General features: G+C 70.7%; 16 protein-coding genes and 1 pseudogene. 7 read left to right on the top strand and 10 right to left on the bottom strand.

From position 1 onward, the window contains the following. Nucleotides 1-25: 25 nt before the first annotated feature. The 7 genes from ACTJJZ_RS05185 to ACTJJZ_RS05155 all read right to left on the bottom strand — a co-directional run bounded on the left by ACTJJZ_RS05185 (nt 26) and on the right by ACTJJZ_RS05155 (nt 6902). Complete coding sequence (locus tag ACTJJZ_RS05185) at nt 26-754, bottom strand: 16S rRNA (uracil(1498)-N(3))-methyltransferase (protein WP_440720119.1); 729 nt, start codon at nt 752-754, stop codon at nt 26-28. Nucleotides 755-759: 5 nt separating this feature from the next. Then, complete coding sequence (gene dnaJ, locus ACTJJZ_RS05180; protein WP_440720381.1) at nt 760-1866, bottom strand: molecular chaperone DnaJ; 1107 nt, start codon at nt 1864-1866, stop codon at nt 760-762. Nucleotides 1867-1916: 50 nt separating this feature from the next. Continuing rightward, a complete protein-coding gene (hrcA, locus tag ACTJJZ_RS05175; RefSeq protein WP_440720118.1) occupies nt 1917-2954 on the bottom strand; it encodes a heat-inducible transcriptional repressor HrcA in 1038 nt (345 codons plus the stop codon). 147 nt (nt 2955-3101) lie between these two features. Next, complete coding sequence (gene hemW, locus ACTJJZ_RS05170; protein ID WP_440720117.1) at nt 3102-4319, bottom strand: radical SAM family heme chaperone HemW; 1218 nt, start codon at nt 4317-4319, stop codon at nt 3102-3104. A 31-nt stretch (nt 4320-4350) separates the two neighbouring features. Beyond that, nucleotides 4351-5001, bottom strand: a complete 651-nt coding sequence (locus ACTJJZ_RS05165) for a DUF1990 family protein (RefSeq protein WP_440720116.1) — start codon at nt 4999-5001, stop codon at nt 4351-4353. Between the two features lie 48 nt (nt 5002-5049). Then, nucleotides 5050-5715: a response regulator gene (locus ACTJJZ_RS05160; RefSeq protein WP_440720115.1), complete on the bottom strand. Its 666-nt coding sequence runs from the start codon at nt 5713-5715 to the stop codon at nt 5050-5052. Then, nucleotides 5712-6902: a histidine kinase gene (locus ACTJJZ_RS05155; RefSeq protein WP_440720114.1), complete on the bottom strand. Its 1191-nt coding sequence runs from the start codon at nt 6900-6902 to the stop codon at nt 5712-5714. The genes ACTJJZ_RS05160 and ACTJJZ_RS05155 overlap by 4 nt, the downstream gene beginning before the upstream one ends. A gap of 165 nt (nt 6903-7067) precedes the next feature. On the opposite strand from ACTJJZ_RS05155, the gene ACTJJZ_RS05150 reads away from it, so the two are divergent. Next, a complete protein-coding gene (locus ACTJJZ_RS05150; RefSeq protein ID WP_440720113.1) occupies nt 7068-7748 on the top strand; it encodes a hypothetical protein in 681 nt (226 codons plus the stop codon). A 79-nt stretch (nt 7749-7827) separates the two neighbouring features. On the opposite strand, the gene lepA is transcribed toward ACTJJZ_RS05150, so the two are convergent. After that, entirely contained in the window at nt 7828-9696 is a 1869-nt protein-coding gene (lepA, locus tag ACTJJZ_RS05145) for a translation elongation factor 4 (protein WP_440720112.1), read from the bottom strand. 308 nt (nt 9697-10004) lie between these two features. Here lepA and ACTJJZ_RS05140 point away from each other — a divergent pair, with 308 nt between their 5' ends. From ACTJJZ_RS05140 to ACTJJZ_RS05120, 5 genes are all read left to right on the top strand, one after another. Further along, nucleotides 10005-10988, top strand: coding sequence for an ABC transporter permease (locus ACTJJZ_RS05140; RefSeq protein ID WP_440720111.1), 984 nt, complete (start codon nt 10005-10007; stop codon nt 10986-10988). Nucleotide 10989: 1 nt separating this feature from the next. Continuing rightward, complete coding sequence (locus ACTJJZ_RS05135) at nt 10990-11910, top strand: ABC transporter permease (RefSeq protein WP_440720110.1); 921 nt, start codon at nt 10990-10992, stop codon at nt 11908-11910. Next, the gene (locus ACTJJZ_RS05130) at nt 11907-13961 is read left to right on the top strand and encodes an ABC transporter ATP-binding protein (protein ID WP_440720109.1); all 2055 of its coding nucleotides are present in this window, start codon (nt 11907-11909) and stop codon (nt 13959-13961) included. The genes ACTJJZ_RS05135 and ACTJJZ_RS05130 overlap by 4 nt, the downstream gene beginning before the upstream one ends. Before the next feature lie 101 nt (nt 13962-14062). Next, nucleotides 14063-15772 carry an ABC transporter family substrate-binding protein gene (locus ACTJJZ_RS05125; RefSeq protein WP_440720108.1) on the top strand — a complete coding sequence of 570 codons (1710 nt, stop codon included), beginning with the start codon at nt 14063-14065 and terminating at the stop codon, nt 15770-15772. A gap of 106 nt (nt 15773-15878) precedes the next feature. Further along, nucleotides 15879-16604 carry an alpha/beta fold hydrolase gene (locus ACTJJZ_RS05120; RefSeq protein WP_440720107.1) on the top strand — a complete coding sequence of 242 codons (726 nt, stop codon included), beginning with the start codon at nt 15879-15881 and terminating at the stop codon, nt 16602-16604. Here the strand turns inward: ACTJJZ_RS05120 and ACTJJZ_RS05115 are convergent. Then, on the bottom strand, nt 16555-17823 hold the full coding sequence (locus ACTJJZ_RS05115; protein ID WP_440720106.1) for an MFS transporter: 1269 nt from the start codon (nt 17821-17823) through the stop codon (nt 16555-16557). The genes ACTJJZ_RS05120 and ACTJJZ_RS05115 overlap by 50 nt on opposite strands. A gap of 276 nt (nt 17824-18099) precedes the next feature. On the opposite strand from ACTJJZ_RS05115, the gene rpsT reads away from it, so the two are divergent. Then, nucleotides 18100-18360: a 30S ribosomal protein S20 gene (gene rpsT, locus ACTJJZ_RS05110; RefSeq protein WP_440720105.1), complete on the top strand. Its 261-nt coding sequence runs from the start codon at nt 18100-18102 to the stop codon at nt 18358-18360. Between the two features lie 141 nt (nt 18361-18501). Here rpsT and holA read toward each other — a convergent pair. Next, a pseudogene (gene holA / locus ACTJJZ_RS05105) lies at nt 18502-19537 on the bottom strand (DNA polymerase III subunit delta). Nucleotides 19538-19545: the final 8 nt, after the last annotated feature.

Raw genomic sequence — 19545 nt, 5'->3', positions numbered from 1 at the left:
ACGGCGCAGCCCGTTCCTGCGGCGGCTACCAGCGCCCGCGCGCGACGTTCAGCACGGCGATCGCGGCCGGGCCCGCGGTCGAGGTGCGCAACACGGTGTCGCCGAGCAGCACCCGCTCGGCGCCGGCCGCGGTGAGGCGCTCCAGCTCCTCCGGCGAGATCCCGCCCTCCGGGCCGACCACGAGCACGATGTCGCGCTCGTCCGGGACGACGGCGGACAACCGCCCCTGGGCCGTCGGGTCCAGGATCAGGACCCGCTGCGACGCCGCGCGGCGCACGAGGTCAGCGGTGCTCTCCACCGCGGAGACCTCGGGGACCCAGGAGCGGTGCGCCTGCTTGGCGGCCTCGCGGACGATCGTGGCCCAGCGCTCCCTGCCCTTGACGGCCTTGGCGCCCTCCCAGCGGGAGACGCTGCGGGCGGCCTGCCAGGGCACGATCTCGTCGACACCGAGCTCGCACGCGGCCTGCACCGCGAGCTCGTCGCGGTCGCCCTTGGCGAGGGCCTGCACGAGCAGGATCCGCGGATCCGGCCGGGGATCCTCCCGGCGCCGCAGGATCCGCACCTCCACCCTGGCCGGCTCGGCCGCCGCGACCTCGCCCTCCAGCCACACGCCCGCGCCGTCTCCGAGCGTGACGGGCTCGCCGGCCCGCACGCGCCGGACGACCGCGGCGTGCTTGGCCTCGGCCCCGGTCAGCATCACCGACGAACCGGGCTCGGCGGCGGTCGCGTCGGACGTGACGAAGTGCAGCGCCATCGCGGTCAGCCCCGGAAGCGGTCGCGCAGCTTCGAGAACAGCCCCTGGTGGAACTCGGCCAGCCTCGGCGCCGGCGCCTTGGTGCGCTTGGCGAAGTCCTCGATCAGCTGGCGCTCCCTGTGGTCGAGCTTGGTCGGCGTGAGCACCTGCACGCCGACGCGCAGGTCGCCGCGCTGCGTTCCGCGCAGGGGCGTGATGCCCCGGCCCTTGATGGTCAGCACGTCGCCGGACTGCAGGCCCTGGCGGATCTCCAGCTCGACCGGCCCGTCGAGGGAGTCGATGCTCGTCGTGGTGCCGAGGATCGCGTCGCTCATGGCCACCTCGAGCGTGGCGAGCAGGTCGTCGCCGTCGCGGCTGAAGCGAGGATGCGGTGCGACCGTGACCTCGACGTACAGGTCGCCGTTCGGGCCGCCGGCACGACCGACCTCGCCCGATCCGGGCAGCTGCAGCCGCAGCCCGGTCTCGACGCCCGCGGGGATGTCCAGGCCGACCGTCCGGCGCGAGCGCACGCGCCCCTGGCCGTTGCAGGTCTGGCACGGGAACGGGATCGTCGTGCCGAAGCCCTCGCACGATCCGCATGGCGCGGTCGTGATGACGTTGCCGAGCAGGCTCCGCACCTGCTGCTGCACGTGCCCGGATCCGCCGCAGATGTCGCAGGTGACCGGCGAGGTGCCCGCCTGGCAGCAGGATCCCTGGCAGGTCTCGCAGAGCACCGCCGTGTCCACCTCGATGTCGCGGTGCACCCCGAAGACCACGTCGCCGAGCTCGAGGGTGACCCGGACGAGGGCGTCCTGACCGCGCTCGCGACGGGACCGCGGGCGGGCGGCGCGGGCTCCCCCGCCGCCGAAGAACGTCTCGAAGATGTCGCCGAAGCCGCCGAACCCTCCGAAGCCGCCGTAGCCGTTCGCATCGCCGCCCATGTCGTAGCGGCGGCGCGAATCCGCATCGCTGAGCACGTCGTACGCGTGCGTCACGAGCTTGAACCGCTCCGCGGCCTCCTCGCTCGGGTTCACGTCCGGGTGCAGCTGACGCGCGAGTCGCCGGTACGCCTTCTTGATCTCGTCCTCGCTCGCATCGCGCGAGACGCCGAGAACCTCGTAGTGATCCGTCACCATCGCCTTTCCGGGCCGCCCTGCGGCGACGCGTGTGCTCGTGCGGCCGCTCAGCGGCCGGTCTCGTCCTCTTCGAGCAGACGCGACAGGTAGCGGGCCACGGCCCGCGCCGCCGCGAGATTGCTCGGGTAGTCCATCCGGGTCGGACCCATCACGCCCACGCGCGCGGTCCCCCCGTGGGTCATGTAGTCGCTCGCCACGATCGACGCCTCGCCGAGGCCGAACGCGGCGTTCTCCGTGCCGATGCTCGCGGCGAGCCCGTGCTCGTCGACGCGCATCTCACTCATCAGCCGCAGCAGCGTCACCTGCTCCTCGATCGCCTCGAGGAGCGGATGGATGCTGCCGCGGAAGTCGTGCTCGCGGCGGGCCAGGGTCGCCGCCCCCGCCATCACCAGCCGCTCCTGGCGGAACTCGGCGAGCTCCTCGGTCACCGCCCGCAGCAGGGCCGCCTGCGCGGCGCCGATCCTGGATTCGGTGTGTCCGTCAGCGGCCGCCGCGTCGATGCGCTCGGCGCCGCGGCGCACGGAACGGCCCGTGATGAGCGCGGTGAGCCCCGCGCGCAGCGCCGCGACCTCGCCGTCGTCGAGCTCGACCGGGAGCGGCACGATCCGCTGCGACACGCCGCCGGCGTCCGTGACCAGGACGACCAGGAGCCGGTTCGGCGCGAGCGCCACGAGCTCGACGTGCGTGACGTGGGCGCGGGCGAAGGACGGGTACTGGGCGAGCGCCACCTGGCCGGTGAGCCGGGTGAGCACGCGCACGGTCCGCACCATCAGGTCGTCGAGGTCCGCGGGATCGGCGAGGAAGGCGGTGATCGCGCTGCGCTGGGCCGCGGTCAGCGGCCGGACCTGGGCGAGATGGTCCACGAACACCCGGTAGCCCTTGTCCGTGGGCACGCGTCCCGAGGAGGTGTGCGGGGCGGCGATGAGCTCCTCGTCCTCGAGCTGCGCCATGTCGTTGCGGATCGTGGCGGCCGAGACGCCGAAGGCGTGCCGGTCCACGATCGACTTGCTGCCCACCGGCTCGTTCGTCTCGACGTAGTCCTCGACGATGGCGCGGAGCACCTGGAGTCCGCGTTCTGAGACCATCGCTCCTCCTCACCGTTGGCACTCGTGCGCTCTGAGTGCCAATCCTACCGCGCCGGGATCCGCATCAGGGGTCGTTGCGCGAGACGCGGCGGACGACGTCGCGTCTCGCTTCGCCTGCTCGACGGCCGGAACAGGCTCCCGCGCCCGTCAGTCCGTCAGCGTGCGGACGACGGCGTCCGCGAGCAGGCGTCCGCGCAGCGTCAGCACGAGTGCTCCGCGCAGCGCCGCGGCGGGATCCACGAGCCCGTCCGCGATCAGACCCGCCACGCGGGTCCTGCCGGCGGGTGCGACGTCGCTCAGCGGCAGGCCCTCCGCCGTCCTGGAGCGCAGCAGGATCCGCTCCAGCGCACTGGCCTCGGGGCCGGGCCGCTCGGTGCCGGCGGCCGGCGACTCCCCCGCCGCGAGGCGCTGGGCATACGCGGCGGGATGCTTCACGTTCCACCAGCGCAGGCCGGCCACGTGGCTGTGCGCGCCGGGTCCGAAGCCCCACCAGTCGGTGCCCCGCCAGTAGGCCAGGTTGTGCCGGGAGCGCTGGGCCGGAGTGCGCGCCCAGTTGCTCACCTCGTACCAGTCGTACCCGGCGTCGCGCAGCGCGGCGTCGGCGAGCTCGTACATGTCGGCCTGCAGATCGTCGTCGGGGGCGTGCACCTCGCCGCGGCGGATCTGCCGGGCCAGCTTGGTGCCGTCCTCGATGATCAGCGCGTAGGCGGAGAGATGGTCGGGATCCAGCGCGGTCGCCGCGTGCAGCGACTCCCGCCAGTCCTCGAGCGACTCCCCCGGCGCGCCGTAGATGAGGTCGACGCTCACGGCGAGCCCCGCGCCCCTGGCGGCAGCCACCGCGGTCCGCACGTTCTCCGGGCGGTGCGTGCGGTCGAGCGCCGCGAGCACATGAGGGACGGCCGACTGCATGCCGATCGACAGCCGGGTCACGCCCGCGGCGGCGAGCTCGGCCGCGACCGCCGGCGTCACCGTGTCGGGGTTGGCCTCGACCGTGACCTCGGCGTCGTCCGCGATCCCGAACGCGTCGATCGCGGCGCCGAGCATGCGCGCCAGATCGCCCGGCGGCAGCAGCGTGGGCGTCCCGCCGCCGAAGAAGACCGTCTCCATCGGCCGCAGCGTCCCGGCGTCGGAGAGCACGTCGCGGGCGAGGCCGATCTCTCCGATCAGCGTGTCGGCATACGTGTCCTGCCGCGCGCCCCGCAGCTCCGAGGCCGTGTAGGTGTTGAAGTCGCAGTATCCGCAGCGCACCCGGCAGAACGGCACGTGCAGATAGGCCGAGAACGCCGTCGCGGGGTCGATGCGCAGGTCGGCGGGCAGCCGTCCGTCCGCCGGGGCAGGATCCCCCAGCGGCAGGGGCCCGGCCATCAGGCCGTCACCCCGACCACAGCGAGGGCCATCAGACGGGCGTCGCGTACAGCGGCGAGATCGCGCGCAGGTAACGGGCGAACAGCTCCCGGCGACGGCGCTTCACCAGGAACGGGAAGCTGCGGTACACGAAGCTGTTCGGCCGGTCGAACGCCCGCACCGTGAACCACACCTCGTCGGCGTCGTTCCAGTCGATGTCGAACGACTCCTCGCCGCTCACGACGGATCCGGCCACGGTACCCAGCACCACCCCGATCCGGCGGGCCTGCTCGGTGACCGAGATCACCCGGAGCTCGGCGTCGGCGCGGAACCCGGCGACGCGGCCGTGCACCTTCAACGTCATGCCGGGGCCCGCCCAGGGCGTGCCGTCCTCGTCGTAGCGCTGCTCCACCTCGGCCTTGCTCGGCGCGATCGGCGACCCCTCGGCGTCGAAGCTGACGCCGGCGTATCCCGGACCGGCCGAGGGACGCACGTCGCTCAGCTTCAGCCCGGCCGCGCGCTGGGCGGTCCAGGACAGCAGGGCATCGCCGGCGGTGCGGAACCGCTCCTCGCCGCTGCCGAGCCGCCAGGACTCCTCGGCGGGGATGCTCCGCTCCGGCGGATACTGCATCAGGTCGGGTGCGTGAGTGGCTCCCACGGCGGCATAGTCCACCGTTCCTTCTCGGAATGTCCCGCGACGCATGAAGGCAAGCCTATGCGACCTGCCTGAAGGATGCCCCAACGGGCCCGGTCACCGGCGCGGCAGATCGCCGGGCACGACCAGCCCCAGCTCGTAGGCGGCGATCACCGCCTGGACGCGATCACGCAGGCCGAGTTTGAACAGGATCCTGCTCACATGCGTCTTCACGGTTCCCTCGGAGACGTGCAGCCGCGCGCCGATCTCCGCGTTGCTGAGGCCGTGCGCGAGACTGACGAGGACATCGCGCTCCCGGCCGGTGAGGTGCTCGAGACGCCCGTCGCCGTCGTGCGCCCTCGGCCGCGCGACGTACTGCTCGACGAGGCGGCGCGTCAGCGCGGGGGCGAGCAGCACGTCGCCGTCGACGACGCCCCGGATCGCGTGGAGGATCTGCTCCGGACCGGCGTCCTTCAGCAGGAACGCGCTCGCACCGGCCTGCAGCGCGGCGTAGACGTACTCGTCCAGGTCGAAGGTCGTGAGCATGACGATCCGGGTGTGCGCACTCGCGCGGCGGATCCCGTCGATCGCCGCGATGCCGTCGAGTCCCGGCATGCGGATGTCGGTCAGCATGACGTCCGGGCGATGCGCGCGCGCGAGCGAGATCGCCGCCTCGCCGTCTTCTGCGTCGCCGGCCCATTCCAGATCCTGCTGGGAGTCGACGATCATCCGCAGCCCTGCACGGATCAGCGGCTGATCGTCGACGACGGCCACGGAGATCATCTCGCCCGCTCCCTCGTAGGAAGGCGCGCGTGCACGGCGAACCCGCCATCGTCGTGCGGCACGAAGGCGACCTCGCCGCCGAGCGCCGCCACCCGCTCGGTCATCCCCGTCAAGCCGCGCCGCGGTCCGGCGAGCAGGCTGCGGGGGCGCGCCGGCGCAGCGTTGACGATCTCGACGACGAGCGTCCCGTCGCCGAGCGGCCCGATCGTGACGTCGGTCTCGGCGGCTCCCGCGTGCTTGAGCACGTTGGTGAGCGCTTCCTGCACGATCCGGTACGCCGCGAGCTGCACACCCGGGGGGAGCGCGGCGCCCGTCGCGCCGTGCAGCCGCACCGGCAGCCCGAGCGCGCGCATCCGATCGCACAGCGCCGGGAGCTGGTCGAGTCCGGGTTGCGGACCGGGCTCACCGGGCTCGCCCTGCGCGTCGTCTTCCCGAAGCACCGCCAGCAGCGTGCGCAGCTCCGCGAGCGACTCCTGCCCGAGCGTCTCGATCCGCGCAAGCGCCTGGGGGGCGATCGCAGGGTCCCGTTCCGCGGCCAGTCGCGCGCCGCCGGCCTGCATCACGACGACCGTGATGGTGTGCGAGATGACGTCGTGCAGCTCCCGGGCGATGCGCACCCGCTCGGTCTGCCGCGCGCGTGCCTCCGCCTGGCTGCGCTCCGCCTCCTGCCGCAGCGCGTCGTCCCGATAGCGCGCCCAGCTGCGCGCGAACAGCCCGAGCATCCACGCCGCCACCAGCAGCGCGCCGTCATAGAGCAGATCGCCGGGGTTCGCCATCTGCGGGAAGCGGAGCGCGATGACCGCCAGCGCGACGGCGCTGAGCGCGAGTCCCGCCGCGCGCGGGACTGCGCGGTGCTCGTGGCGGGCGCACGAGTACAGCGCGACCAGCCACGGTACGAACTCGCCCCAGTACCCGAGGTCCAAGGACAGGAACCACACCGGTACGGCGATCACCGCCAGGATGCCGCCGAGCACGGGCAGCGGCGCCCACCGCCGGAACACGAGCAGGGCGCAGATCGCGCTCATCGGGACGACGGTGGTGAACGCCGACGCGCTGCCGACAGCATCGCTGAGCCCGAAGGCGATGTCGAGCAGCCCCGCCAGCCAGAGGCCGGTCGCCGGCGCCACATCGATGACCCTGTCGCGCCAGCCGGCACGCCCTCGCGCGACGCGCAGTGCACCCCACATGCCCCCACGGTAGCGCCGGCGGGCGTGCCGCGGCGTCTGTCTCGAGGAGGATGCCGCGTCGTCCGCGAGACAGAGCGGTTCGAGTCCGACTGCGGACGCGCGGGACGCGGGCCTGCCACGAGGCTGAGACCGAGGCGGCGCAGCGGGCGCCGCGAGGAGGACGATATGGATGCAACGCCCACATGGACCGCACGGCGGCGGTTGGCGCTCATCGGCCTGATCGCAGGACCGGCCCTGCTGCTCCTGTCGAGCGTGTTCATCATCCCGGATGCACCGGGCGGGATGCGTGCGACGTTCGACGCGATGGCGGCGCAGCCGTGGCTGCTGCTCGTGCAGTCCGTGCTGGAGGCCGCCGGCTTCGCGGTGACCCTCGCCGCGTTCACCGCGGTCGCCGCTTCCGCGGACCGGCGCGGCGGAGTACTCGCGACCACCGGCACCGTGCTGTGCGTGCTCGGGGTGCTCGGCTTCACGTGGTCGGCCTCGGGCGGCATGTTCCTGTCGGTCATGGCCAGGATGGCCGACCGCGATGCGGGGTTCGCGGCAGCACAGGCGATGGCCGGCGACCCGGTGACCGGCGGACTGATCTCCGTCCTGATGTACACCGGTGAGGCGGGGATCCTGCTCGTACTGATCGGCCTGCTGCGAGCGCGGCGGATCCGCATCTGGCCGATCGTGCTCGTCGTCGCGGGAATCGCGGCGGATCTCGTCCTGCCCGGGATCCTGTCCGGGCTCGTCGCCGACGCCCTGCTGCTGGGGGCGGGCGTCTGGACGGTGCTCAGCCTCCGCGACGGGCGGCAGCCGGCGCCGCGCGAGGATCGACTCGTCGCAGCGGCGGATCCCGCCTGACGGGCCGGGCAGCGGACCCGGGGTGCGGGGCCCGGGTGCGGTCGCGGCGGCTGGGGACGCCGCGACCGGTTCCCGTCCCCTACTTCTTGTCCTTGCCCTCGACGTCTCCGGACAGCGCGGCGATGAACGCCTCCTGGGGGACCTCGACGCGGCCCACCATCTTCATGCGCTTCTTGCCCTCCTTCTGCTTCTCGAGGAGCTTGCGCTTGCGGGTGATGTCGCCGCCGTAGCACTTGGCGAGCACGTCCTTGCGGATGGCCCGGATGGTCTCGCGGGCGATGATCCGCGCGCCGATCGCGGCCTGGATCGGGACCTCGAACTGCTGGCGCGGGATGAGCTTGCGCAGCCGCTCGGCCATCATCGTGCCGTACGCGTAGGCCTTGTCGCGGTGCACGATCGAGCTGAACGCGTCGACCTTCTCGCCCTGCAGCAGGATGTCGACCTTGACCAGGTCGGCTTCCTGCGAGCCTGCGGGCTCGTAGTCGAGCGAGGCGTAGCCTTGCGTCTTGGACTTCAGCTGATCGAAGAAGTCGAACACGATCTCGCCGAGCGGCATGTTGTAGCGCAGCTCGACGCGCTCCTCGGAGAAGTACTCCATGCCCAGCAGCGTGCCGCGACGCGACTGGCAGAGCTCCATCACCGTGCCCACGTAGTCCTTGGGCAGGAGGATCGCGGTCTTCACCATGGGCTCCGAGACGGATCCGATCCGGCCGTCCGGGTACTCGCTCGGGTTCGTGACCGTGACGGTCTCGCCGGTGTCGCTCGTGACCACCTCGTAGATCACGCTGGGCGCGGTGGTGATGAGGTCGAGCCCGAACTCGCGGGACAGCCGCTCGGTGATGATCTCGAGGTGCAGCAGGCCGAGGAAGCCGCAGCGGAAGCCGAACCCGAGGGCGACGGACGTCTCCGGCTCGTACTGCAGGGAGGCGTCGGAGAGCTTGAGCTTGTCGAGCGCCTCGCGCAGCTCGGCGTAGTCGCTGCCGTCGATCGGATAGATCCCGCTGAACACCATCGGCTTCGGGTCGGTGTAGCCGGCCAGCGCCTCGGTGGCGGGCTTGCGCGCGGTCGTGACCGTGTCGCCGACCTTCGACAGGCGCACATCCTTCACGCCGGTGATCAGGTAGCCCACCTCGCCGACGCCGAGCCCCTTGGTCGGAACCGGCTCGGGGCTGGAGACGCCGATCTCGATGAGCTCGTGGTTCGCCCCCGTCGACATCATCTGGATGCGCTCCCGCGGGGCCAGCGAGCCGTCGATCATGCGCACGTACGTGACCACGCCGCGGTAGGCGTCGTACACGGAGTCGAAGATCATGGCGCGGGCCGGTGCGTCCGCGTCGCCGGTCGGCGCCGGAATCTGCTGGACGAGCCGGTCGAGCAGCTCCTCGACGCCCGCGCCGGTCTTGCCCGAGACGCGCAGGACGTCCTCGGGCCTGCCGCCGATGAGCGACGCGAGCTCTTTCGCGTACTTCTCCGGATCCGCGGCCGGCAGATCGATCTTGTTCAGGACCGGGATGATGTGCAGGTCGTTCTCGAGCGCCAGGTAGAGGTTCGCCAGAGTCTGCGCCTCGATCCCCTGGGCGGCGTCGACGAGCAGGATCGCGCCCTCGCACGCGGCGAGCGAGCGGGAGACCTCGTAGGTGAAGTCGACGTGGCCGGGGGTGTCGATCATGTTCAGCGCGAACACCTCGTCCGGTCCCTGAGCCCGTCGAAGAGCCCACGGCATCCGCACCGCCTGGCTCTTGATCGTGATGCCGCGCTCGCGCTCGATGTCCATCCGGTCCAGGTACTGCGCGCGCATGTCGCGGTCGGACACCACCCCGGTGATCTGCAGCATCCGGTCCGCCAGGGTCGACTTGCCGTGGTCGATGTGGGCGATGATGCAGAAGTTGCGGATCTGCGCGGGCGGCGTGGAGGCCGGCTGCAGCGGAGTCTGGGCGCGAGGTGACATGTGGTCCTGAGGGTGATCGGGCGGTCCCCGGGCGTTGTCCGGGGATCCGTCCAATCCTACGGGAGAGGCCGGATGCCGACGCGGACACCCCGCACGCGGGGCGTGCTTCGTCGGCCTGCGCCCGTCCGGTGATAGTCTCGCGAAGTTGCCCCGGCTCGGAACCGAGTGTCAGGGGGAGCTCCACTCCGTCTCACCCTGGTGCAGCCGGGGCGTCGCGTCACAGCTGACGGAATCGGTGTGGAACGACACCGGCCGACGCCGCGTCGGAGATCCCGCGCGACGCCTGTGACAAGAGAAAGAACACCATCTTGATCAAGTACCTGCTACGCCGCGCGCTCGGCTGGCTCCTCATGATCGTGGTGGCGACCAACGTCACGTACTTCCTCGCCTGGTCCTTCCTCGACCCGCGCAGCAACTACGTCGGCCGGCGTCCGCCGCTCTCGCAGGATCAGATCAACCGTCTGCTCGAACCGCGCAACCTCAGCGACACCGTCCCGCTGCTGCAGCGCTGGTGGCACTGGTTCAGCGACATCCTGCTGCACTGGAACTGGGGCGTGAGCCCGGTCGGCCAGTCCGTGAACGCGCAGATCGCGTATCGCATGTGGGTGTCCGGGGAGCTCGTGCTCGGGGCCACGATCATCTCGGCGATCCTCGGCATCGCCGTCGGCGTCTACACCGCCTCCCGCCAGTACCGGGTCGCCGACCGGGTCTGGCAGGGCGTCTCGATCGTCACGATGAACATCCCGATCATCGTCGCGTCGCTCGGGATCGTGCTGATCGCGATCTCGATCAACGACGCCCTCGGCTTCCGGCTGTTCTACGTCACCGGCGCCAGCAGCGACGGGGTCACCGGGTTCTTCCCGATCCTGCTGGATTCGCTGCAGCACCTGATCCTGCCCACGATCGCACTGGTGTTCATCGGCTACTCGGGCTACCACTTCCTGCAGCGCTCGCTGCTGCTGGACAACATCAAGGCCGACTACGTGCGCACCGCCCGCGCGAAGGGCCTGACCAAGCAGCAGGCGATCCGCAAGCACGCGCTGCGCACCTCGTTGATCCCGGTGGCGACCCAGCTGGCGTTCAACATCCCGACGGTGTTCACCGGCGCGGTGCTGACCGAGACGATCTTCGCGTGGAACGGCATGGGCCGCTACTTCGTGCAGACCATCAGTACGAACGACGTGCACGGAGTGGTGGCCATCGCCGCCTTCACCGCCGTGCTCACGGCGATCGGCGCGATCCTCGCCGACATCGCCGTGGTGGTCCTCGATCCGCGAGTGAGGGTGAACTGAGATGACGTCCGCAACGATCCAGCCGCCGGTCGGCCCCGACACGACGGCCGCGCGCGTGCCGCGCAAGCGCATCGGCACCTTCCGGCTCTACTATCGGCGTTTCGTCCGCAACCGCCCGGCGGTCGCGGGGGTGTTCATCTTCGCGCTCCTGGTGCTGTTCGCGGTGGCAGGGCCCCTGATCGCGCGGTTCGGCTTCAGCGAGCTCGACTTCATGGCGCTCGGCACGCCTCCCGACGGCACGCACTGGTTCGGCACGGCCGCGGACGGAGGCGACCTGTTCGCGCAGACCACGGTCGGCCTGCAGCGTTCACTGATGATCGCTCTCACGGTCTCGATCGGCACCACAGTGATCTCCGCGGTCGTCGGCACGGCCGCCGCGTACTTCGGCGGCACCACCGAACGGATCATCCTGCTGATCATCCACTTCCTCATGGTCGTGCCCACCTTCCTGATCCTCGCGCTGGTGTCGTCGAACGCGGGCGGGGACTGGCGGGTCATCTCCGCGGCGATGATCTTCATCAGCTGGTTCTTCCCGGCGCGGGTGATCTGGACCATGGGACTCTCGCTGCGCGAGCGCGAGTACGTGCACGCGGCGCGCTACATGGGCGTCCCCGGCATGAGGATCGTGCTGCGGCACCTGCTGCCGAACATCGGCTCGCTGCTGGTGATCAACTTCACGCTGGGCGTCGTCGGCGCCGTGATCACCGAGACCGGGCTGTCCTTCATCGGCTTCGGCGTGAAGATCCCCGACGTGTCGCTCGGATCCCTGATCGGCATCGGCGCGAACTCGATCTCGAGCGCGCCGTGGACGTTCTACTTCCCCGCCGCTGCCCTGACGCTGCTCACGGTCTCGATGGCGCTCATCGCCGACGGCCTGCGCGACGCCCTCGATCCCACCTCGGCGGCGGGAGGCCGCGCATGACCGCCCCGCTGCTCTCCGTCCGCGACCTGCATGTCAGCTTCGCGAGTGAGGCCGGCCGCGTCGATGCGGTCCGCGGCGTCTCGTTCGACCTCGAGCCGGGGCGCACGCTCAGCATCGTGGGCGAGTCCGGATCCGGCAAGTCGGTGACCTCGCTCGCGATCATGGGCCTGCTCGACGACAACGCCAAGGTCACCGGCTCGATCAGGTTCGACGGGCAGGAGCTCGTCGGCAAGGGCGACAAGGAGCTCTCCGCGCTCCGCGGCAACGGCATCGCGATGATCTTCCAGGATCCGCTGACCTCGCTCACGCCCGTCTACACGATCGGCGACCAGCTCGTCGAGGCGCTCACCGTGCACCGCAGCATGTCGCACGCGGACGCGACGGCGCGAGCGGTCGAACTGCTCCGCATGGTCGGCATCCCGAGCCCGGAGCGGCGCCTGAAGTCGTTCCCGCACGAGTTCTCCGGCGGCATGCGCCAGCGCGTCGTCATCGCCATCGCGATGGCGAACGACCCGAAGCTGATCATCGCCGACGAGCCCACCACCGCGCTCGACGTGACGATCCAGGCGCAGATCCTCGACCTGATCGGCACCGCCCAGCGCGAGACCGGGGCGGCGGTGATCATGATCACGCACGACATGGGCGTGGTCGCGAAGACCGCCGACGACGTGCTCGTGATGTACGCCGGCAAGCCCGTCGAGCAGGCGCCCGTGCGCGAGCTGTTCCACGAGACCCGGATGCCGTACTCGATCGGCCTGCTCGGCGCGATCCCCCGCGTCGACAAGGCCGAGAAGACGCCGCTGGTGCCGATCAAGGGCAACCCTCCCCTGCTGGTGAACCTGCCGGACGAGTGCCCGTTCGTGGCCCGCTGCCCGATCGCGACCGAGGCGTGCCGGACGAAGGAGCCGGAGCTGCGTCCGATCGCCACCGCCGAGGGCGGGGATCATCTGGTGGCCTGCGTGCGGGCCGACGAGATCTCGGACGGCCTGATCGGCGGGGTGCCGGTCTATCCGGTGCCCGAGCTGCCGACCAGCCGGCTGGAGCTGATCCCGCGCGCGCAGCGCCCGATCACCTTGGACGTGCACAACCTGCAGAAGACGTTCCCGCTCACGCGCGGCGCGTTCCTGAAGCGCAAGGTCGGCGAGGTGCACGCGGTCAAGGGGCTCACCTTCGACATCCGCGAGGGCGAGACGATGGCCATCGTCGGCGAGTCCGGCTGCGGCAAGACCACGACGCTGCTGCAGATCATGGACCTGGTGAAGCAGACCGACGGCGAGATCACGATCGCCGGGACCAAGGTCTCCGAGCTGCACGGCGGCAAGGCCGAGCGCGCCGTGCGCCGCGACCTGCAGATCGTGTTCCAGGATCCGATGGGCGCCCTCGACCCTCGTCTCACGGTCGCCGACGTGATCGCCGAACCGCTGCGTGCGATCGGCGTGCCCCGCGCCGAGGCCGATGCGCGCGTGGACGAGCTGATGGATCTGGTCGGTCTCGATCCGGCGCACGCGAGCCGGTTCCCCGGCGCGTTCTCGGGCGGCCAGCGCCAGCGCATCGGCATCGCCCGCGCGCTCGCCACCAACCCGAAGATCGTGGTGCTCGACGAGCCGGTCTCGGCCCTGGACGTGTCGATCCAGGCCGGGGTGATCAACCTGCTCGACGAGCTGAAGGTGAAGCTCGGCCTGTCCTACCTGTTCGTCGCCCACGACCTCTCCGTGGTGCGCCACATCGCCGACCGCGTGGGAGTCATGTACCTCGGCGAGTTCGTCGAGCACGGCGACGTCGACGAGATCTTCGACGACCCGCAGCACCCCTACACACAGGCCCTGCTGTCGGCGATCCCCGTCCCGGATCCCGACATCGAGCGCACCCGCGAGCGCATCGTGCTGCAGGGCGACCTGCCGAGCCCGGCGGACCGCCGCGAGGGCTGCTCGTTCACCTCGCGCTGCCCGCTGTACAAGATGCTCCCCGAGGATCAGCGCAGCCGCTGCGAGAACGAGGTCCCCGCGCTCACCGGATCCGACGCGCACGCCAACGCGTGCCATTTCCGTTGAACTCGAATTAGTAACGGTTCTGTGCCGAACCCGGCCGAACGGGTTTACGCCGGTTAACTGTGTCTGTCCCCAAAGAGCCGAAAGGCAACAGAAGGAGAACCATGAAGAAGCAGCACAAGCTGTGGGGCGTCGTCGCCCTCGGCGGCGCGCTGGCGATCGCCATCAGCGGTTGCTCGGCGAGCGGATCAACGGGCGGCGGCAGCACCGACAAGCCCGTCGCGACCAAGACCGCGGACTACAACCCCCAGCCCCGGGAGAACCTCAAGCAAGGCGGGGAGGCGCACTTCTGGATCAATGAGATCCCGGCGCAGATGAACCCGTTCAACGGCGACGGCACCGCGGACACGTCGCGCCTGGCCACGTGGTACATGCCGCAGGTCTTCCTCATGGACCCGGACGGCACGGTCAAGCCGAACCCCGCCTACCTCGACAAGTGGGACATCGGCACCAAGGACGGCAAGACCGTCATCACCATGAAGGTGAACGACAAAGCCGTGTGGAACGACGGCACGCCCATCGACTGGACCGCCTTCGAGACCACGTGGAAGGACAACAACGGGTCCAACCCCGACTTCAAGGCGAGCGCGACGGACGGCTACAAGGACATCGAGTCCGTGACCAAGGGCGCGTCCGCGAAGGACGTCATCGTCACGTTCGACCGCGAGTTCGCCTGGCCGAAGATGCCGTTCCTCACCGGCATCCTGCACCCGGCCGTGAACACGCCCGCGCTGTACAACGACGCCTTCAACGGCAACCCGCACCCGGAGTGGGGTGCGGGCCCGTACAAGCTGTCGAACTTCGACGTGAACGGCCAGAAGGTCACGCTCACGCCGAACGAGAAGTGGTGGGGCGACAAGCCGCTGCTCGACAAGGTGACGTTCACCGGCATGGACCGCGCGGCCTCCCTGAACGCCTTCAAGAACGGCGAGGTCGACCAGGTCGAGACCTCGTCCGCGGACGCGATCAACCAGGTCAAGAACGTCAAGGGCGCGGTCGTCTACCGCGCACAGCAGACCGCGAAGACCATCATCCAGCTCGACTCGACCAAGCCGCAGCTGAAGGACATCAAGGTCCGCCAGGCGTTCTTCCAGGCGATCAACATCGAGCAGCAGAAGAAGATCGCGTGGAACGGGCTCGGCTACAGCGAGCCTGCGGCCGGATCCCTCATCGTGTACCCCTTCCAGAAGGGCTACACCGACTCCTTCAAGGCCGCCGGCCTGGCCTTCGATGTCGCCGCGGCCAAGAAGCTGCTCGACGAGGCGGGCTGGAAGGCAGGATCGGACGGCATCCGCGAGAAGGACGGCGTCAAGCTGACCGTCACCTACCCGGTGTTCAGCGACAGCCCCGTGCAGGCCGCGCTCGCCAAGGCTCTGCAGCAGCAGGAGAAGGCCGTCGGGATCGATCTGAAGATCGACACCCGGTCGCCCGCGAACTTCTCGAACGACGTCTCCACGAAGAACTGGGACGCGCTCGCGATGCGGTTCACCGACTCCGACCCGTTCGGGCCCGCGTGGTTCTGCCAGATGTACTGCTCGGACAGCAACCTGAACCTGTCCAGCACCAGCACCAAGGCGATCGACGCGAAGATCAAGAGCGATGTCGAGTCGCAGACCACGTCCGACGCGTGGACCACGGCCGCGATGAAGCTCGAGCCGCAGATCATCAAGGAGACCTGGGGCGTCATCCCGCTCTACAACGGTCCTGAGATCATCACTGCCAAGAAGGGCCTCGCCAACCTCACGCCCGAGACCTACGTGGGTCTCGACCTCTTCGGCGTCCAGCCGGTGGAGAACGTGGGCTGGCAGAAGTAGGCAGTCCTGCACGGAGCGGGGNACCGGCCCCGCTCTCGTTGCCGCCCTCCGCGTTCCGGTGTCCGTCGTCCGCCCCCTCCCCCTCGGCATTTCCTAGACTCGAGCCATGCCCGCCCCCGCCGTCTCCGTCGTGCTCGTGCACGGGATCCGCACCTCCGCGACCATGTGGCGCGCGCAGGTCGAGTTCCTGACCCGTCGCGGCAACCCGGCCATGGCCGTCGACCTGCCCGGCCACGGCACCCGCATGGTCGAAGAGTTCACGCTGGAGGCGGCGCTGCGCACGATCGACGACGCGGTGCGCTCCGTCGACGGGCCGGTCCTGCTCGTCGGGCATTCGATGGGCGGGCTGCTCTCGACCGCGTACGTGGGCGCGGAGCCCGCCCCGCCGGTGGCGGGATTCATCGGGGCGTCCTGCACGGCGCTCCCCCGGGGCGCGGGCCTCACCGCCTACCGGGTGCTCGCCGGTGCGCTCAACGCGATGCCCGACCGCGGCCTGTGGCTGAGCCGGCGGGTGCTCGACATCACGCTGCCGCCCGAGACCCGCGAGGACTTCGGCTCCGGCGGGTACGCCATGGCGGCGCAGGATGTGGCGCTGCGCTCGCTGGCGGCGCTGGAGCTGGAATCCGCGGTGCACCGGATCGCGATCCCCACCTGGTTCGTGAACGGGCAGTTCGACCAGCTGCGCACGCACGAGGCGCTCTACCGCCGCCTCGCCCCGCGGGCGGAGTTCCTCGTCGTGCCGCGCACCACGCATCTGGTCACGGCCATGCGGCCGCGGGTGTTCAACGCGGTGCTGGAACTGGCGCTGGCGACGCTGGAGACCGCGTCCTGACCGCATACGTCATCACCGCGCCGACCAGGGACAGCACCGCGGCCGCCGCGAACAGCAGCCAGAACCCGCCGACGAGAGCGACCAGACCGGCGCCCAGGAGCGGACCGAGCAGCTGCCCGAGCTGCGCGGAGACGTTCACCAGACCGAGATCCCGCGCGTGGTCGTCCGGATCCTTGAGCAGATCCGTCGCGAACGCCAGGCTCACCGCCATATAGGCGCCGTAGCCGGCCCCCATGATCGCGGCGGCGATCATGGTCGTCACCAGGCTCGGGCTGATGATGATCACGACCCCGGACACCGCCTGCACGACCGCCGACACCGCGGTCAGCGTGCGGCGCCGTCGCAGCCGATCCGGGCCGGGGCGGTCGGAGAGCATGCCGGCGACGACCGACGCGATCACGACGAAGATCGTGTAGATCACGATGAGGATCAGGAGATCGTCCTGCGATTGTGTGGACGGCACCCGCACGCCGTAGAGCAGGAAGAACAGCAGCAGCGAGGTGCCGAATGCGTTGCCGATGTTCACGATGAGGCGGCCGGCCAGCAGCCAGAGGAAGTCGCGATCCCGCCAGGAGGCGCCCGATCCTGTGGGGCGCCGCACCGCGGCGGGCAGCTCGTGCGCCGCCGCATCCGGCAGCAGGAGCGCCGTGCCCACGCCCACCACGCCGATGATGGCGGCGAGCAGGAAGTAGGACTGTGCGACGTCCAGCCCGATCAGGACCACGGCGCCCACTCCGACGACGATGCCGACCGCCTGCGCCGAGCTCGCGGCGGCCGAGGCGGCACCGCGCTGATCGGTGAGCTGGTCGGCGATCATCGCGGTGAGGGCCGCGGACGCGACCGAGACGCCGACGGACACGACGATCCAGGCGGCGCCCACCGCGAGCGGCCCCGACACCAGGCCGGTGAGCACCAGACCGACCGCGGACAGCACCGAGCCGCCGATCGCCCAGGGGCGGCGGCGCCCCCAGCGCGAGCGCGTCCGATCGGACCAGCGGCCCGACAGCGGAGCGGCGACGATGCCCACCAGCCCGCCGACGCTCAGCACCACGCCCGCCCAGACGACGCCGGCGATCCAGTTCCGGCCCTGGCCGTTCGTGTCCAGCTGCAACGGCAGCAGGAGTTGCACCGGGGTGAGCTGCACCGTCCAGATCGCCAGCCATGCGAGCGTGAACAGCATCATCCAGAGCGGTCCGACCCGCTTCGCCGTCCCGGTCATGACCGTGCCTCCTCGATGAGCGCGCGACGCCGTCGCAGGAGGAGCGCCGCTCCTCCGGATCCTCCCACAGCATGCGCCCGGACCGCCTGCACACGGACGCGCGACGCGCGGGCGCGCGACCGGGTCCGCCGTGCTGCGGCCGGTTCGGAGTTCAGCCGGATCACCTGATAAGATCGGTGATTGGCTTGCGTGTGGGTTCTTCCCTCACGACCGCCGTACGGCGCCCTCTCTCGCCCGCGGCTTTTCCATCCATCACACGAACGAAGGTTTCCACCCGTGGCGAACATCAAGTCGCAGATCAAGCGCAACAAGACCAACGAGAAGGCGCACGAGCGCAACAAGGCCGTCAAGAGCGAGCTGAAGACCGCGGTCCGCAACGCCCGCAAGGCCGTCGCCGCCGGCGACAAGGCCGCCGCCGAGACCGCGCTGAAGACGGCGGCCAAGAAGCTCGACAAGGCCGTCAGCAAGGGCGTCATCCACTCGAACCAGGCCGCGAACCGCAAGTCGGCGATCGCGAAGAAGGTCGCCGCTCTCTGAGCCGCACCCGTTCTGCCGAAGGCCCGTCCCGCTGGGGCGGGCCTTCGTCGTTCCCGGGGCGGCTCGGAGGTCGTCGAATGCCGACGCCCGAGCCGACCGAGACGCACGGCCGTGCCTGCACGCCCCGACGAGCGCGTTCGCTCAGCGCCCCGCCTCGCCGTACGGTGCGCGGGTGGCGATCACGGTGACCATGCGCTCGAGCGCGAAGATCGGGTCGNTCGGCGTCGGCGCGCGCGGTGGCCTGGATGGCCAGGCCGAGAGTGCGCTCGTTCCATCCCGACAGGTCTCGGCGGGCGCGATCCACCTGCCAGTCCTTCATGCCCAATCTCGCCGCGAGGGCCGCGTTGGACTCCCGGGATCCGGCGACCCGCGCCATCGAGCGCAGCTTCATCGCGAACGCGGCCACCATCGGCACCGGATCCGCGCCGGAGGCCAGTGCGTGCCGCAGTGCGACGAGCGCGTCGCCCAGCCGGCCCGCGATGGCGGTGTCGGCGACGACGAAGGCGGACACCTCGACCCGGCCGCCGTAGTAGCGCTGCACGATCTCGGGCCCGACGTCGCCCTCGACGTCGTTGATCAGCTGCTGGCATGCCGCGGCGAGCTCGTCGATGTCGTCCGAGAAGGCGGAGACCAGCGCACGCAGCGCCTGCGGGGCGATCCGGCGCCCGGCGGCGCGGAACTCCCCCGCCGCGAAGTCGGCCTTCTCGTCGTCGCGCTTGATCGCGGGGCAGGCGATCTCGATCCCGCCGCCGGTGCCGGCCCGGATCGCGTCGAGCAGCTTCTTGCCGCGCACCGTCGCGCCGGTGTGCCGCAGCACGACCGTCGCGCCCTCCTGCGGGTGCTCGAGGTAGGCGACCGCCTCGGCGAGGAACGCGTCGGTGCAGCGCTCCACGCCGGAGATGCGCAGCAGCCGCGGTTCGCCGAACAGCGACGGCGAGGCGAGCGCGAGCAGAGTGCCCGCCTCGTAGTCGTCCGCGCGCAGGTCGCTGACCTCGAGTGCAGGATCCTCGGCGCGAAGGTAGGTGCGGATCCCCGCGGTCGCGCGCTCGGCGCAGATCTCCTCGGGTCCGGACACGAGCACGACGGGCGCGGGCCGCGGCTCCCGCCAGGACACCTGCGGGATGTTCGAGCCCTTCCCTCCTCGACGTGCGGTGGAGGACGAGCGCGGAGCGGGCATGCCACCAG

The sequence above is a fragment of the Microbacterium sp. 22242 genome (assembly GCF_052045495.1).
In the GTDB taxonomy this organism is placed as follows: Bacteria; Actinomycetota; Actinomycetes; order Actinomycetales; family Microbacteriaceae; genus Microbacterium.
This window is presented reverse-complemented; position numbering and strand designations above follow the sequence as displayed.